This is a genomic window from Streptomyces sp. NPDC050619 (assembly GCF_040654815.1).
Taxonomy (GTDB): domain Bacteria; phylum Actinomycetota; class Actinomycetes; order Streptomycetales; family Streptomycetaceae; genus Streptomyces.
Genome location: NZ_JBFAIR010000022.1, coordinates 167,200 through 182,341 on the forward strand (window position 1 = coordinate 167,200; position 15,142 = coordinate 182,341).

Annotated in this window: 13 protein-coding genes and 1 pseudogene; 7 read left to right on the forward strand and 7 right to left on the reverse strand. The window is 70.3% G+C overall.

Annotated elements, in window-relative coordinates:
• Nucleotides 1–140: 140 nt before the first annotated feature.
• Entirely contained in the window at nt 141–1,517 is a 1,377-nt protein-coding gene (locus AB0I77_RS32075) for an MFS transporter (RefSeq protein WP_363286225.1), read from the forward strand.
• A gap of 77 nt (nt 1,518–1,594) precedes the next feature.
• On the opposite strand, the gene AB0I77_RS32080 is transcribed toward AB0I77_RS32075, so the two are convergent.
• Together AB0I77_RS32080 and AB0I77_RS32085 are read right to left on the reverse strand one after the other, a co-directional pair.
• Nucleotides 1,595–3,493, reverse strand: a complete 1,899-nt coding sequence (locus AB0I77_RS32080; protein WP_363286226.1) for a hypothetical protein — start codon at nt 3,491–3,493, stop codon at nt 1,595–1,597.
• Between the two features lie 456 nt (nt 3,494–3,949).
• Nucleotides 3,950–4,363: a metalloregulator ArsR/SmtB family transcription factor gene (locus AB0I77_RS32085; protein ID WP_363286227.1), complete on the reverse strand. Its 414-nt coding sequence runs from the start codon at nt 4,361–4,363 to the stop codon at nt 3,950–3,952.
• Nucleotides 4,364–4,496: 133 nt separating this feature from the next.
• Here AB0I77_RS32085 and AB0I77_RS32090 point away from each other — a divergent pair, with 133 nt between their 5' ends.
• From AB0I77_RS32090 to AB0I77_RS32100, 3 genes are all read left to right on the forward strand, one after another.
• Nucleotides 4,497–6,476 (forward strand): heavy metal translocating P-type ATPase, encoded by a 1,980-nt coding sequence (locus tag AB0I77_RS32090; RefSeq protein ID WP_363286228.1) that lies wholly within the window; start codon nt 4,497–4,499, stop codon nt 6,474–6,476.
• The gene (locus tag AB0I77_RS32095) at nt 6,473–6,871 is read left to right on the forward strand and encodes a (2Fe-2S) ferredoxin domain-containing protein (RefSeq protein ID WP_363286229.1); all 399 of its coding nucleotides are present in this window, start codon (nt 6,473–6,475) and stop codon (nt 6,869–6,871) included. The genes AB0I77_RS32090 and AB0I77_RS32095 overlap by 4 nt, the downstream gene beginning before the upstream one ends.
• 162 nt (nt 6,872–7,033) lie before the next feature.
• A complete protein-coding gene (locus tag AB0I77_RS32100; RefSeq protein WP_363286230.1) occupies nt 7,034–7,393 on the forward strand; it encodes a metalloregulator ArsR/SmtB family transcription factor in 360 nt (119 codons plus the stop codon).
• 36 nt (nt 7,394–7,429) lie between these two features.
• Here the strand turns inward: AB0I77_RS32100 and AB0I77_RS32105 are convergent, their stop codons facing one another.
• The 4 genes from AB0I77_RS32105 to AB0I77_RS32120 all read right to left on the reverse strand — a co-directional run bounded on the left by AB0I77_RS32105 (nt 7,430) and on the right by AB0I77_RS32120 (nt 11,177).
• Nucleotides 7,430–8,149, reverse strand: coding sequence for a DUF1775 domain-containing protein (locus AB0I77_RS32105; RefSeq protein WP_363286231.1), 720 nt, complete (start codon nt 8,147–8,149; stop codon nt 7,430–7,432).
• A gap of 52 nt (nt 8,150–8,201) precedes the next feature.
• Entirely contained in the window at nt 8,202–8,852 is a 651-nt protein-coding gene (locus tag AB0I77_RS32110; protein ID WP_363286232.1) for a hypothetical protein, read from the reverse strand.
• Between the two features lie 358 nt (nt 8,853–9,210).
• On the reverse strand, nt 9,211–10,299 hold the full coding sequence (locus tag AB0I77_RS32115; protein WP_363286233.1) for a peptidoglycan-binding protein: 1,089 nt from the start codon (nt 10,297–10,299) through the stop codon (nt 9,211–9,213).
• Between the two features lie 329 nt (nt 10,300–10,628).
• Nucleotides 10,629–11,177 (reverse strand): peptidoglycan-binding domain-containing protein, encoded by a 549-nt coding sequence (locus tag AB0I77_RS32120; protein WP_363286234.1) that lies wholly within the window; start codon nt 11,175–11,177, stop codon nt 10,629–10,631.
• Between the two features lie 325 nt (nt 11,178–11,502).
• Here AB0I77_RS32120 and AB0I77_RS32125 point away from each other — a divergent pair, with 325 nt between their 5' ends.
• The 3 genes and pseudogenes from AB0I77_RS32125 to AB0I77_RS32135 form a co-directional block, all read left to right on the forward strand.
• Nucleotides 11,503–12,300 (forward strand): peptidoglycan-binding protein, encoded by a 798-nt coding sequence (locus AB0I77_RS32125; RefSeq protein WP_363286235.1) that lies wholly within the window; start codon nt 11,503–11,505, stop codon nt 12,298–12,300.
• Entirely contained in the window at nt 12,297–13,202 is a 906-nt protein-coding gene (locus tag AB0I77_RS32130) for a DUF2690 domain-containing protein (RefSeq protein WP_363286236.1), read from the forward strand. The genes AB0I77_RS32125 and AB0I77_RS32130 overlap by 4 nt, the downstream gene beginning before the upstream one ends.
• 49 nt (nt 13,203–13,251) lie before the next feature.
• Nucleotides 13,252–13,810 (forward strand): annotated as a pseudogene (locus AB0I77_RS32135) (hypothetical protein); the annotation flags it as partial.
• Nucleotides 13,811–13,914: 104 nt separating this feature from the next.
• On the opposite strand, the gene AB0I77_RS32140 reads toward AB0I77_RS32135, so the two are convergent.
• Nucleotides 13,915–14,049 carry a hypothetical protein gene (locus tag AB0I77_RS32140; RefSeq protein WP_363286237.1) on the reverse strand — a complete coding sequence of 45 codons (135 nt, stop codon included), beginning with the start codon at nt 14,047–14,049 and terminating at the stop codon, nt 13,915–13,917.
• Between the last annotated feature and the right edge of the window lie 1,093 nt (nt 14,050–15,142).

Consider the following 15,142-nt stretch of genomic DNA (forward strand, 5'->3'; position numbering starts at 1 on the left):
GCTTTATTGCTGTTGCCACGTGTCAAGAGGTGCTCATTCTTTCGCCTCCTTGTCGAAATTGAATTCCCGTGATTAGGGTGACAGGCGCACTCCGGTTCGTGTTACATGCGAGGCCGTCCCCACCACCGGAAGTGACCCCCATGCCTGAATTAACGTCCAAGACCGTGCCAGGGACCGCCGGCCCCAGACAGGCCGCGGCACCACCACCGGAAGTGCGGAGCAAGGCCTCGCGGGTCGCCGTCGCGAGCCTGATCGGCACCACGATCGAGTACTACGACTTCGCCGTGTACGGCACCGCCGCCGCGCTCGTCCTCGGACCCGCCTTCTTCCCCTCCGGCAACGCCACCGTCTCCTCCCTGGCCGCGTTCCTCACGTTCGCCGCGGCCTTCCTCTCCCGCCCCCTCGGCGTCGCATTGTTCGGGACGATCGGTGACCGGCTGGGCCGCCGAAAAGCCCTGGTCATGTCCCTCTTGCTGATGGGCGTGGCAACAGTCGGCGTCGGCCTGCTGCCCACGTACGAGACCGCCGGACTGCTCGCTCCCGTACTCCTGGTGACGCTGCGTCTGCTGCAAGGCGTGAGCATGGGCGGCGAGTGGGGCGGGGCGGTGCTGCTCGCCGCGGAACACGCGCCGCCCGGACGCCGCGCGCTGTACGCGTCCATCCCGAATGTCGGCCCCTCGCTCGGCTTCCTGCTGTCCAGCGCGGTCATCCTGCCCACCCTGAACATCGCGGGCCGGGACGGCTTCACGAACGGCGCCTGGCGGATCCCGTTCCTGGTCAGCGCCGTGCTGGTCGTGATCGGGCTGTGGGTGCGTACGACGGTCTCCGAGTCACCTGTGTTCAGTTCCGCGGTTCGCAGTACGGCACGGGTACCGGTACCCGTACCCGTACCGGCACCTGCGTCCCGCTTTCCGCTCGGTACGCTCCTCACACAGCATCCCGGCCGGCTGGTGCTCGGTATCGGCGCGGCGATCGGCGGCTCGGCCGTCTACTACCTGACGATCGTCTACAGCATCTCGTACGGGCCGAAGTCGCTCGGCATCCCCCAGAACACGATGCTGACCGCCGCGAGCATCGGCGCGGCGGCCGGAATCGCCATCACCCTCCCGGTTGCCAAACTGGCCGACCGGATCGGCCGCCGCCCGGTGATGCTGACCGGAGCCGTCGGCTGCGTTGTGTGGGCGGTGCCCATGTACGCCTCCCTGAGCTCCCGCGACGCCCTGGTGATCACCGGCGCCTACACCGTCGGACTCATGCTGCTCGCGCTGATGTTCTCCCCGGTGGCGGCCTTCCTCGCCGAGTTGTTCCCCGCCCGGCTGCGCTACACCGGAGCCTCCGCGGCTTTCATCCTCGCCAACACCCTCGGCGGCGGCTTCGCCCCGCTCGTCGCCACCTGGCTGAACAGCCACTGGGAATCACCGCTCGTCCTCGGCTTCTACACCGGCGGGCTCTGCCTGCTGAGTCTCCTGTGCCTGCTTGCCCTGCCGGAGACCCGCGACCACGAATTCGACGCCTGAGGGGGCGCGCCGTGTGCGCGGCGGGCCTACCCGCGCGAGCCGGCCGGGCGGGCCGATGCTCCCGCGGTGACGGCGGCTCAGCCGCCTCCCGCGTAGGTGATGTTCGGCCGAGGCGGCTTGGCCATGCCGGCTCCGAGGAAGTAGTCGACGTGGTGGGACTGCATGTACCCCTTGAACGTCATGGCGTTTCGGTAGGCGGGGTTGTGCGCGAGCGTGTACAGCCGGGTGTTCGTCGGCTGGTTGGTCGAGAAGATGATCAACTCGTTGTAGGACGCGTTGGTGTACACGGCCTCCTCGCGCCAGTCGCCGAGGATGTCGCCGACAAGGGTGGGCCCGCCCTGGGCGGCCGTGACCGCGCCGTGGTTCCAGGTGCTGACCAGCCGGGGCAGGCTGCCGCTCGCCGTCGGGTTCTGCGGGTCCCACTTCTCGATCTTGCCGCTGTTGAGCAGTTCCATGGTGAGGTCGCCGTCCCACCACAGGCCCAGCTGCGGCCACGGGCGCAACGACGTGTTCGGTTCGGTGAGCTTGTTGGCGGGCGCGTTGTACAGGCCCGAGAAGGACCAGGCCTCCATGCCGGGGAAGCGCGGGTCGACATCGCCCGCCATGCCGCGTCCGACGTCGGCGGGGCCGCCGTTGTGTTTCCAGATGACGGAGCCGTTCGCGGCGTCGTAGTAGTACTCGAGCAGGCCGCTCGGGTTGTCCTGCTGCACGCCGTAGCCCTCCAGGCCCGGACGGCTGGGGTCCATGTCGGCGAGGTGGAAGCGGTCGCCGTGGATGATGCCCTTGGGGCCCATCGAGTAGCGCAGGGAGCCGTTGCCGTTGAGGACGAACCCGATCTCGGCGACCTCGTCCGTCCCGTCACCGTTGACGTCGATGGCGCGGGTGTTGTGCCCGTCGGGTGCGTCCTGGTTGCCGCGCTCCCACGTCCACTGGCGGTCCAGCGAATCGCCGTCGAACTTCCAGGCGCCCATCATCAGGTTGAAGGCCCCGTCGTCGCGCCGGTTCTTCATGTAGGCGACCAGGCTCGGCGTGGTGCCGTTGAGATACGCCACCCCGAGACGTGCGGCCATCGGACCGTCGCCCAGATAAGTGGTCGGTACGGCGGACCAGTTGCGCAGCGCTCCGGTCCGGCCGTCGAGGACGGCCATGAACTGACGTGAGTCGTCCGCGTGCGTCCAGGTCGTCCCGTCCCCGAACCTGACCCCGTCGGCGATCCGGACGGCGACCTCCGCACGGCCGTCGCTGTCGAAGTCGTAGACCGTGACGCCGTCCCAGTGGCCCAGGTCGATCGCGGACGATCCCGGTTCGATGTTGTCCTGGTTCTGGCTGTTGGGCCCCAGGTCGACCTCCCAGAGGAAGTCGCCGTCGCCGCTGTAGGCCTCGAGCTTCTGGGGGGAGGTCTGGCGGTCCACCACGTAGTCGTACTCGCCGTCGCCGTCGAGGTCGCCGACCCAGACGAACTTCACCGGACCGCCGGAGCGCAACGGCACGCGGACCACGGGCTCCGTGGCGTGGTTGGCCGTCAGGGTGAAGGCTGTGCTGGGCGCCTGCTCCTGCCCGTCCACGACCGGAGCCACTCGGTAGCTGTTGGACCGTGTCAGGTCGGCCGTGGAGTCCTGGTAGTTGGTCCCGCCCGTCAGGACGCCGGCGTTGAGCTTGGTGTACGCGCCGCCGCCGGTGGACCGGTACACGTTGAAGCCGATGCCCTCCGGGTCGAGTCCGAGCAGCCGCCAGGAGACCAGTACCTGGGTGCTGCTGGAGCGCACCGCCACGACCCCGCGACCGAGATTCTCCATCACGCGCCCGGCCCGCACCGCCGCGTCGCCGGCCGTGGTCGTGGTGGTGGCCGTGGACGTGGACGCGCTGGGCGAGGCGGGGCTCGCGGGGCCGATGGCCAGGGTGGCGCAGACGGCCAGGACCGCCGAGACAGTGACGGGCCTCCGGTGGGCGGCTCGCCACCGATGCTTTAAGTGCATGACAACCTCCTTAACTCCGGGAAGTTAAAACGTTTACACAGCTGTGATGGAAGCACCATGACGAGTACGCGTCAAGGGAACCGGAGTGGCGACGTCGGCGGCGTCCGCAGAACACCATCTGCTCAGGTCATCGGCCCGATGGACGAAGTCCGCGATCCTCGGCCCGTGTTGACGCGCCTGGTCGCACGCGCAACGATCGGACGGAAACGCTTACATACACATGCCGGACCCAGGAGGCCTGATGCCTCGCCGGACAGCGGCCGACGAGGCATCGGGCCACCCCGCCTCGCGGCGATCCGCGACGTGGCCCAACACGCCGCCGACACGGGTGTGCCCTGGCTGCCGTGGGTGATGCCGGCCGGGACCGGGTTCGGGTGCGCGGGGCTGGTGGCGCGGTTGCACCGCGCCAGGCATCTCACGCCGAGGCCGACCGCGATGGCCGTGCCGAGGTGAGGCTCAGCGGGCCCCGGCCACCTCGGATGCTGTTGGAGCAGCCACCTCGGCCGGGGCCTTGGCCGGAGTGTCGCGCAGGCCGAGGCGCAGGTGCTCCACGTGGTAGAGGGCCTGCTCCAGCAGCTCGGCGACGTGGTTGTCGTAGAGGGCGTAGATGACCGAGCGTCCCCGGCGCTCGCCGGTGACCAGGCCGAGGTTGCGCAGCAGGCGCAGCTGGTGGGAGCAGGCGGACTGCTCCATGCCGACGGCGTCGGCGAGTTCGGTCGCCGCGCACGGGCCCTCCTGGAGGCGGGCGAGGATCCGCAGCCTCGACGGGGTGGCCAGGGCCTGGAGGGTGGCGGCCACGTCGGCGGCGCCCACGGCTTCGAGGCGCTCGCGCGCGGTGGCGGTGGTCTTGGCGTCAGCTCCGTGGCCCATGGCAGTCATCCTACGGAGCCGAACCCATGAACGTATGAATGGGTCTTCATGTGGTCCTGTACGGTGGAGGGAGCGGCACCTGATTCGGGCTGACCGCTGTTTCGCCATGCCGTCGTGAAGGATCTCCGCCCCGATGACCTCCACCCTCGCTCCAGCCCCGGCCAACCCGACCGCTCCCCCACGCCAGGGCGGTGCGCCCCGGCGCCGCACCCGTGTCCTCGCCCTCCCCGAGGCCCGCTGGGCAACCGCGGCCACCGTCTTCTTCCTGCTCGCCCTGCCGCTCCAGCTGACCGGCGCCCCGGCCTGGGCATGGGGCCCGCTGTACGCGCTGACGTACGTGGCCGGCGGCTGGGAGCCAGGCTGGGCGGGCCTGCGAGCGCTGCGTGAGAAGACCCTCGACGTCGACCTGCTGATGGTCGTCGCCGCACTCGGGGCGGCGGCCATCGGGCAGGTCATGGACGGCGCGCTGCTGATCGTCATCTTCGCCACGTCCGGAGCGCTGGAGGCGCTGGCCACGGCCCGGACCGCCGACTCCGTGCGCGGCTTGCTGGACCTCGCGCCCGCCACGGCGACCCGCCTCGACGCCGACGGCAGCGAGATGACCGTCGCCGTCGAGGAACTGTCCGTCGGCGACACCATCCTCGTCCGCCCCGGCGAACGCATCGGCGCCGACGGCCGGGTCCTCGACGGGGCGAGCGACGTCGACCAGGCGACCATCACCGGAGAGCCCCTGCCCGTCGCCAAGGAGAAGGGCGACGAGGTCTTCGCCGGCACCCTCAACGGCACCGGCGCGCTGCGCGTCCGCGTCGAGCGTGACGCCTCCGACACGGTGATCGCCCGGATCGTGCGCATGGTGGAGGAGGCGTCCGAGACCAAGGCACCCACCCAGCTGTTCATCGAGAAGGTCGAACAGCGCTACTCGCTGGGCATGGTGGCCGCGACCCTCGCGGTGTTCCTCGTCCCGCTCGCCTTCGGCGCCAACCTCACCGACTCACTGTTGCGGGCCATGACCTTCATGATCGTGGCCTCGCCGTGCGCGGTCGTCCTGGCGACCATGCCGCCCCTGCTGTCGGCCATCGCGAATGCCGGACGGCACGGTGTGCTGGTCAAGTCGGCCGTGGTCATGGAACGGCTGGGCCAGGTCGACGCGGTGGCGCTCGACAAGACCGGCACGCTGACCGAGGGCACCCCGAGGGTCACCGGCATCCGGCCGCTGACCGGATCCGGGCTGGACGAGGGCGAGTTGCTGGTCCTCGCGGCCGCGGCGGAGCACCCGAGCGAGCATCCGCTGGCACGGGCCGTGGTGGACGCGGCGCGCGAGCGCGGGCTCACCCTGCCGGTGGCGGAGGACTTCGACTCCACGCCCGGTGTCGGAGTGACGGCCACCGTCGACGGGCGCGTGGTCGCGGTCGGCGCACCGGCCCGGCTGCTGAACGGCGCGACGGACGCGAACTCCGCCCGGGCGGCGGTTCTGGCCGGTGAACTGGAGGACGGCGGGCGCACCGCCGTGCTGGTCACCGTGGACGGTACGCCGGTGGGCCTGCTCGGCATCGCGGACCGGCTGCGCCCCGACGCCACCGCCACCGTCGCCTCACTCACGTCCCTCACCGGGACCGCGCCCCTGCTGCTGACCGGCGACAACCCGCGCGCCGCCGCTCGCCTCGCCGCCGAGGCCGGCATCGAGGAGGTGCGCGCCGGACTGCTGCCGCAGCACAAGGTGGGCGCCGTACGGGAGTTGGCGGACGCCGGCCGCAAGGTGATGGTGGTCGGCGACGGCGTCAACGACGCCCCGGCGCTCGCGGCCGCCCACATCGGCGTCGCCATGGGCCGGGCGGGCTCCGACCTCGCTCTGGAGACAGCCGACGCGGTGATCGTCCGCGACGAACTCGCCACCGTCCCCGCCGTGATCTCCCTGTCCCGGAGCGCCCGGAAACTCGTCCTGCAGAACCTGGTCATCGCCGGTGTCTTCATCACGGGCTTGGTGATCTGGGACCTCGTCGGCAACCTACCGCTGCCGCTCGGCGTCGCGGGCCACGAGGGCTCCACCGTCATCGTCGGCCTCAACGGGCTGCGACTGCTGCGTGAGACGGCTTGGAAGCGGGCCTGCGAGTGAGCCGCCGCAAGCGTCCCACCCAAGCGCCGGCGTCCCGGTGCACGGTCACCGTGTGCCGGGGGTGCTGCTGCGGGACGGCCAAGGTTCCCGGCGTCGACCACACCGCCCAACTCTCCACACTGAAGGCCGAGCTGGGGCCGGTCGCCCAGGTCCGGGCAGTGAACTGCCTCGACGCCTGCGAGCAGGCCAACGTCATCGTCGTCCAGCCCTCCTCGGCCGGGCGGGCCGCGGGTGGACGGCCGGTCTGGCTCGGGCTGGTCAATGACTCCGATGCGACGGCCGACATCGCGACCTGGGTCAGGGCCGGAGGTCCGGGCCTCGCCGATCCACCGACGATCCTCGACCTGTACGCGTTCGGTCCGTCCCGGCGAGTGAGGCGCGCGGTGGAGGACTGAAGCGTCGTCAGGCGTGCGCGTGAAGGTCGTCGGGCAGACAGTGGTGGCGGTGCCGCCAGCCGTCCGCCACCTGTACGGCGTCCACAAGGTGTGGATGCTCGTCAGTTCAAGCCGACTCTGCCGACGCCCATGCCTGCCCGCTCCGGCCTCTACGCTGTGTACATGCCTGCTCGCGAGCCCTCGCCGACCGCACCCGATGCGCATCTGCGTCCCCCGGACAGCGCGCGTCTCGCGGAGGCGACCGGGGTGTTCGCGCTGCTGTCCGACGTGACCCGGCTGCATCTGCTGTGGCTGCTCGCGCAGGGGGAATCGGACGTCGGATCCCTGGCCGAGCGATGTGAGGCGTCCCGGACAGGGGTGAGCCAGCACCTGGCGAAGCTGCGGCTCGCGGGGCTGGTGGAGACGCGGCGCGAGGGGCGGCACATCTACTACAGCCTCCGCGACGGGCATCTGCGGCGGCTGGTGATGGAGGCCCTCAGCCATGCCGACCACCGCGTCAGCGGCAAGGCGCCGCACGACTGAGGGCGGTGGCGGCCGGCCGAGGGCCTCCGCGAGGTGTTACTGCTGGGCGCCGGCCCGGCGGCGTACGAGATAGACGGCGCCGCCCGCCACGACGACCACCGCGAGACCGATGCCGACCCATGCGCCGGCCGGCATCCCGCCCTCGTCGTCCTTCTCCTCGGCCTGGGCGGCGGGAGAGGCCGAGGGTTCGGTCGCCTCGGGGGTGGGCGACGGCGAGGTCGCCGTCTCGGACGCGCTCGGGGACGGGCTGACCGGCTTCGCACCCGGTGCCGCCGCCTTGAGCTGCAGAACGGGCGCGGGGTTCTCGCCGTTGTCGTCCAGTTCGATCCAGCGGTCGGTGTGGCCGTCGCTGTAGGTCTGCAGCGTCTTGAAGGCCAGCTCCTTCGCATCGGGGAGCTGCTTGACGACGACGGAGTACTCGGCGTTGACACCGGCCTTCACTGCCGGGCCCTCGACGGTGTAACCGTCGTCGGCGGCCGTGAACTTCCACCCCTTGGGGCCTTCGCCGTAGGTCACGTCCGCGGGGGCTATGCCCTCCGGCACCACCACGCGGATCTTGGTGATCCCGGCGGTGTCGGACTCCGACTCGGCGTCGAAGCTGATCTCGACGTTCTCGGCGAGGGCCTGGGCCTTGTCGGACTCGACCTCGACGTGGGCGGAGGCCGGGCCCGCGGTGAGGAGGAGGGCGGTGGCGGTCGCGGCGGTGACGAGGGTCAGGCGGCGGGTGGTGCTGCGCTTGCTCTTGGCGCGGAACATGGTTGTCTCCAGGCGTGGTACCCGGGACGGCTCAATGGCAGCCCCGGCAGGGTCAGATGGCGTGAGTGAGCCCCACCCGGGGAGGGCCTCTCCGTACCACCACGTCTGCGAGCACTGCCCCCGCGAGGGGCGGCCGTTCCAGCCAGGCGTGAACGAGCGTCGGCAGCCTGGTCTGAGGCGGTGCCGGGCGCTCGGTGAGCAGTGTCCACGCCGTGGCCATGCGTGCGCGTGCCGCCTCGACGGCGGTCGTCAGGCCGCGCGCCAGGGACCAGCACACGCTGTCCGCGCGATGCAGGAGCACGGCCACGAGTACGGCAGCCACCGCGTGGACGGCCGTCATCGCCGGCGAGTCGTGCACCCGGTCGTGCCAGGCCGTGTGGGCATCCATGCCGGGATGCCTGTGCGGGGGCATGGCCGTGGAGGCCGAACCGTCCGGATGCTCCGCCATGAGCCACAGGTGCAGCCCCGCCTGCGCGGCACCGCACACCGCCACGACCGCGGCGAGCGGGCGGGGGCGTCGCGTACCGACCAAGCCCACACCGAAGAGCACCGCGCTCGCCGGCACGGACTGCCGCCACGGCACCGGCCCTTCGGCGACCAGATGGTGCGCGCTCACCCCGAGCACCGTCCCGACCAGCGCGAACACCGCCGCCCGCAGAACGGGCAGCGGCGCGTGGTGCGTCGTCCTAGGGAGCTTGGTCATGGCCCGCCCATCATCGGGCATCGTCCTGCCTGGTCGTGGGCGGGATCCCTGAAGAGGCGGCTCGCCCGGAATTTCGCCCTTCGGGTGCGGTGCAGTGTGCACACGGCAGTGGCCGCGTTCCTCGCAGACCGCGGCCCGCTCTCCTCCTGGCCAGGCTCACCGGACCGCGGTGACCCCGGCGACGGCCGGCCCGAGTGCGGCACAGATGCCGAGCACGCGCTGGACGCTCATCTGGCGCGCTTGTGGTGCGGGCGGATCGTCGCACGAGCCGGCAGACGCCATGACGTACAGCGACGGCTCCTTCCCACTGCGGGCGCAGTGGGAAGGAGCCGTCGGCCGGCCGGCGGGACCGCTCGCGTCAGCGGGTGCCGAGCAGGGAGCGCCAGGTCTCCGGGCCGATGACGCCGTCGACCTGCAAGCGGTGGTTCTGCTGGAAGGCGACCGCCGCCGACTTCGTCCCCGAGCCGAACCTGCCGTCGGCCGCGAGGCCGTAGCCGTAGACGTTCAGCTGCGTCTGCGCTGCCTTCACCGCCTGGCCGGACGAGCCGTACTGCACCGTCTTGATCAGCTTCGACCAAGTGTTCGGGCCGATGACGCCGTCAGCGGCCAGGGACTGGGATTTCTGGAACTGGATCACCGCGGAGCGGGTGTTCGGGCCGAAGATGCCGTCGGCCTCGAGCGTGTAGCCCCGCGCGGTCAGCAGCTGCTGGGCGGACCGCACGTCCGCGCCCTTGGAACCGCTCTGGAGGATCGGCCAGGAGACACCCGGGGACGGGAGCTGCCCGCCGCCACCGCCGTCACCCAGATTGACCGGGCGGAAGGGGTCGTAGTTGTCACTGCCGATTCCGTAACTGAGCTGCCGGTGGGTCGTGCCGTACGTACCGCGCTGTTCGTACGCCCAGTAGGCGCTGTGCGACGTGTTGGCCCACTTCTCGAAGATCACTACGTGACGGAAATCGCCGTCAGTGGTGCTGTAGTCGAGCAGCAGGTCACCCTTCTTGAGCTGACTCGTGCTGCTGAGCCGCGTGGTGACGCGCGAGTCGGCCAGCCCGACGGTGTTCAGGCCGGGCTTCCCCAGACCGAGGGCCATGGAGACATAGCCGGAGCAGTCCTGGCGGTAGCCGTCCTTCCACGTGCGCTCCATGCTGTAGGGCACCGGGGCTCCGTTGTCGGCCGTGAGCCAGGTACTGGCCCGGTTGATCATCGTGTCGGGCGAGAGCGTGGCCGTGGCCATGGTCGACAGCTCGCTGACCTGGGTGACGAGCTTGCTGTCGGCCTCGGGCTCGGGCCCGTAGTCGGTGTCCTTCTGGGCGGCGACCGTCGCCGGCTCCGAGGAGTCGCTGTCGGCGAGCGACGGTACGACGGCGATTGCGGCCGCGACACCTCCGGCGGCGACGCCTATGAGAGTGACCTGCGCGCGGCGCGTGAGTCGGCTGCGAAGAGACATGATTCCCCCGTAATTCCTTTTGTTGTGGCACGCCGAGCCGAGTGGGCCGACCAGGGCTTGGTGCCCGGGCCCGGCGTTGTTGCGAAGGACGGGACCAGCCAGGCGATCTCGTCCGGATCACCGGGCGGACCGGAGGGCCACACACGGCCCGTCCCCTCCGGTACGAGGGGACGGGCCACGTGGGTCAGGGGCGCCAGCCGTCCTTGATGCGGCCCTGCGGCACCTGCCAGGTGCCGCCGCACTTCCCGTCGTCGGGGTCGCGCCAGATCTTGCTGGCGTCGGCGTCGTTCGCCTGGCTGCCGGCCGACGGCCCTCGGAAGGACGTGTGGTCAGCTGCAGGTGCGGTAGCTGTAGCCCGCGAGGCGCCAGGAACCGTCCTGGACGAACCCGTACCGGTTGTTGTCGTCGCGCCTCAGGGTGAAGTCGTTGGCCGCGCCGTCGTACTTGAGGAAGAGCGTCCCGGACGTGCTGCCCGAGCTGTACCGCAGCTTGCTGTCCGCCCTGCCGAGCGTCAGGGGGCCGACCCGTCCGTCGTTGTCCAGGCCCCAGCGCGTCTGAAGCCGCTTGGTGGCGTAGGTGGTGTTGGAGCCGAATCTGCCGTCGATGTCCGCGTAGTCGTAGGCGGTGCCGTTGCTCTCCGTCGCGCCCTCGGCCCAGAGGATCTTCTGCCACAGGCAGGTGGCGTTGGAGCTGGCGTAGCTGCTGGACGACAGTGTTCCCTCGTTGCTCCAGTCGTCCGTCCATGTGGTGCCGTAACCGGTGAAGTACCCCTGGGCGGAGGTGGCCGAGGCGGGCGAGGCGCTCACGGCCAGCGCGCCCGTCGCGACGGCGGCGGTGACGGCGGCTGCGAGGCGGGTTCGGGTGGTGCGGAAGTTCATTGTGTTCCTTCCCCAGTTGGCATGCGTCTGCCGGAGCCGACCGCACTTGGCCGGCTCCGCGACGAGACTGCGGGTTCGGCGTGATGTTCGGCCACAGCTGGCGCGGAAGTGACCTCATCCCGAGACGTCCCGCGCGCTGACCTGCTGAGATGCCGCCCGCCGAGTCCCTGCGGCGAGACTGCGACAAGAGGGGATGGCGGATTCCGCGCCAGGGCGGGGTCGCTCCGGGGCGGGTCCCGCTCTGTGATCCCGGTGACAGCTGATGCAGAATGAGGCCGGGACACGGGGGCCGGGCCTGCGGTCCCGGACGCGAGTGGGGGGAAGCGTGTCGCGATGGAAGGAACTGCCCGCAGAACTGCATCCAGACGTTCACCAGCTGATCGTGCGACTGCGCAGGCTGAGGGACCGCAGCGAACTGAGCACGCGGCAACTGGCCGCGAAGACCGGGTACAGCGCGAAGTCGTGGCAGCGATACCTGAACGGCAGGTCTCTGCCGCCCGGAGAGGCCGTCGAGGCGATGGCCCGCGTCGGCGGTGACGATCCGCACCGGCTGCTGGTGATCCATGAGATCGCCGCCCAACGCTGGGCGGAGGGACGGGCAATCGCCACCGACGCCCCCGAGAACCTCTCCGCGACACCGGCACACACCCCCACGGAGCAGCGGCCGTACGGGCGTCACCTGCGCGCCGCGGTCACGGCGGGAGCCTTGGTCACGGCACTGTCCGTCTCCGCGGCGCTCCTGCTGGCCGTGCGGCTCACCGACGCCCGTGCCCAGCTCGCGCACGAGCGCAGCGACGCTGTCGCGGCGGCCCCGGCCACGGTGTCGGAGTCCCTGGTGCCGGTCATCTACACCTGCCGGCTGGAGCAGCGTGACGGCCGCTGGTACGCGGGCCTGAGCCGGACCACGGCCATTCCCCTGTCCAACACCCACGTGGGGCTCGAAGTGGCCGAGGCGCAGTGCCTGCTGCGCCGGGCGGGCACTGCGCCAGGGGAGATCGACGGCGTCTTCGGCCCGAAGACGCGGCGAGCGGTCGAGCTGATGCAGAAGCAGAACGGGCTGGTCGTGGACGGAGTCATCGGCCAGCGCACCTGGCAGGCCCTGCGGAAGGCGTCGCCGAAGTGACCACCGAACACGCTCGGCTGGTCGCGGCGCTGCGGGAGCTGCGGGCAGGTGCCGGGCTGAGTCTGGCGGCACTGTCGGAGCGGACGGCGTACAGCAAGTCCTCGTGGGAGCGTTACCTCAACGGCAAGAGCCTGCCTCCTCGCCAGGCCGTACGGGAACTGTGCCGGCTCGCGAACGAACCGGACGGGCGGCTGCTGGCCCTGTGGGAGATCGCCGAGTCGCACTGGAGCGGACGCGCGGTGGCCCCCGCACCCGCCCCCACCCCTCCCGCGGACGAGTCACCGCGGCCACAACCTCAGGAATCGCCGCCCGCCGGGACCGGGCGGCGGCGACTGAGCAGGGGCAGGCTCCTGGTGGTGCTGGCGTCGGCGTACACAGTGATCGTCGGTGGTGCCGCGGCCCTGCTGTTCCTCCTGCTGCCGGGCTCGGGCTCGGGCTCGGAGGCTCAGGAGGACGAGTCGTTGCCGGCCTCCATCCCGTTCTCCCTCGCTCCCCAATGCCACGGAGCCGCCTGCGAGGGCCGGGACCCGATGCGCCTGATCTGCGGCATCGGCCCCGACACCCTCGCCTCGTACCGCACGGCCACCGGCGCCCACGTCGAGCTGCGCCACAGCAAGAAGTGCGGTGCGAGCTGGGCCCGGATCTGGTGGACCGAGATCGGCGACCGGTTGGACGTCACGGCAGGCGGCCCGACCCACACAGTGCGCATCAAGAACAAGGACGATGCGGCAACCTTCATCTATACCGAGATGACCGAGGTCCGTCCCGGCAGCACCGTCCGGGCCTGCTTCCGGCCCGCGTCGGCCGACGGCGAACGGGAGTGCTTCGAGGCCCGCGTGGGCGGGGCCGCCACCACGACCCGGCCGCCCTCACCCGCAGTAGCGTCAGGCCTTCGCGAGTAGCGTCCGGTCCTCGGGCGTGTCGATGCGAAGCTTCGCCGAGTCCGACTTGGAAGAGAGGGCTGCTGAGCGGCGCATCGCCAACGTCGCCCAGGTCGACGCACTCGCCGAAGCCATCGGCATGCGGTGGCGGCTCATGGGTCTACCTCGGCGCGTCCGGTCCGATGCGGCCCGAGGAACTGGCCGGCCTCCGTCGCCGAGACGTCGACCTCGACCCTCTGCGGATTCGGGTTCGCCTCGCTGAGCCGGAGAGGATGAACGGACGGCGCGTCCGAGGCGACACGAAGTCCGACGCGGGCACGCGGACTGTGGTCCTTCCCGCGTTTCTCCGCGTCGGCATGCCTGAAGCCTTCCGGTTCTACGATCTCCGCAACACCGGACACACGCTGTCCACGCGCTCGGGCGCCACCCTCGAGGACACGATGGTCCGCGCCGGGCAGCCCTCGGAGAAGGCGGCGCTGATCTATCAGCACTCCGACGACGAGCGACAGCAGGAGGTTGTTGCCGGACTCGACGCAAAAAGGCCCAGGTCTATGACCTGGGCCTTCGTTGTGGAGCGGGTGACGAGAATCGAACTCGCGCTCTCAGCTTGGGAAGTTCAGGGCGTCTAGAGCGTGCTACAGGCCTGACCTGCGGCGGCGCGACGCAGACGCGCCGTAGACGGTCGATTGGTTCCCCGCTGTTCCCCGTGGTTCCCCGCACGATCTGGCACGAGTCATTCGTCGTCGCACCGCTCCAAGACGAGGGCTATGGAGCCTTCTTCGAGCCCGTTGTTCTCCTCCAGATGGAGATGAGCACCGTCTGGAGTACCGTCCTGGGCGAGCGTGAGGAGATGGCCGGCCACTCCCACGTTAAGACTCTGGTGGTTCCGTCGGCCACCGCACTTGAATGGTCATCGACGGAGCAGCGCTGGGTTGCATGGGTCATGACTTCTTCGTCCTGAATGAGGTTCGGTGAAGGCCACCATCAGTCTTGATGGTATTGCCCCTGTTCAGGGCGTTGGTGCGGATAATTGTGGGGTGGTCACGCGGGGGTGCGAGGAGCGAATCGGCTCCCCTATGGCTCCCAGGTGATACGTCCTGCTCCCAAGGCTCTCAGGGGAGGGGCGCCGGAGCGGGGAGCCGGATGGCGGCGGGCCGGAGACCGCACAGCGGCCGGGCGGGAGGCGTGAATGCCTGACACATTGACTCTCGCCCTGATCGCCCTGGTCGGCTGCTTCGTGGTGCGTGAATCTCGGCGCGACGAACGACTAGGCGCTGCGGTCTTGGTCGGCGTTGCCGTTGTGGCACTGATGCTGACGCTCTACGGGGCAGGTCCTGACTGACAGCGGTCGGCTGTAGCCCGCTTGGAGGCCAGCGGGCCGACAGGGGTCTGACCCGCGATGCGGTTCAGACCCCTGTCCTGGTGTTTCGACTGTCGGGGTGGCGGGATCTGAGCCCACGGCCTCTTCGTCCCGAAGCAACTCGGTCTGGAGAGCAAGTGGCGGGACGAGCTACTCAACCAGTGTCCTTCTTGTCGTGTGCCCGGCGCCGCTTCGGTCGAGGAAGGACATGATCGAGGATCGCGCCTGCGGCCGTTACCGCGCCCACGATCAACAAGACGATGGAGGCGATGCGTAGCCCTCCCTCGCCGTATAGGGCCTGGTAGCCGAACCAAGCCACGGTGATGCAGGTCATCAGGCCGCTGCCAAGTCGCCTAAGGCGCGGAGCCATGCGCACTCCCAAGTCAGGTATGCCCGCAAACCGGGCCCCTGAGTGTGGCACGGGCCTGTAGCGCGGACTGAGGCGGCTCGGGACCTGAGCATCCGTTGCCAAGACCATAGTCAGGTCTCGGCATCCCGGGCATTTCGGCCCGGGAGGTCCGTCTCGTCACCAAAGCGTGAGGGCTTCGGTTTGAGGACGGTCTCTCGTTTCCGTCTGCCGCTGGCGCGGCAGGTTTGCGCC

Excerpts from the sequence above, each read along its gene's own strand:
- AB0I77_RS32100 (WP_363286230.1), top strand. The coding sequence starts at position 7,034 with ATGCCTGCTCGCGAGCCCTCGCCGACCGCACCCGATGCGCATCTGCGT.
- AB0I77_RS32085 (WP_363286227.1), bottom strand. The coding sequence starts at position 4,363 with ATGGGCCACGGAGCTGACGCCAAGACCACCGCCACCGCGCGCGAGCGC.
- AB0I77_RS32105 (WP_363286231.1), bottom strand. The coding sequence starts at position 8,149 with ATGTTCCGCGCCAAGAGCAAGCGCAGCACCACCCGCCGCCTGACCCTC.
- AB0I77_RS32120 (WP_363286234.1), bottom strand. The coding sequence starts at position 11,177 with ATGAACTTCCGCACCACCCGAACCCGCCTCGCAGCCGCCGTCACCGCC.
- AB0I77_RS32080 (WP_363286226.1), bottom strand. The coding sequence starts at position 3,493 with ATGCACTTAAAGCATCGGTGGCGAGCCGCCCACCGGAGGCCCGTCACT.
- AB0I77_RS32110 (WP_363286232.1), bottom strand. The coding sequence starts at position 8,852 with ATGACCAAGCTCCCTAGGACGACGCACCACGCGCCGCTGCCCGTTCTG.
- AB0I77_RS32075 (WP_363286225.1), top strand. The coding sequence starts at position 141 with ATGCCTGAATTAACGTCCAAGACCGTGCCAGGGACCGCCGGCCCCAGA.
- AB0I77_RS32090 (WP_363286228.1), top strand. The coding sequence starts at position 4,497 with ATGACCTCCACCCTCGCTCCAGCCCCGGCCAACCCGACCGCTCCCCCA.
- AB0I77_RS32115 (WP_363286233.1), bottom strand. The coding sequence starts at position 10,299 with ATGTCTCTTCGCAGCCGACTCACGCGCCGCGCGCAGGTCACTCTCATA.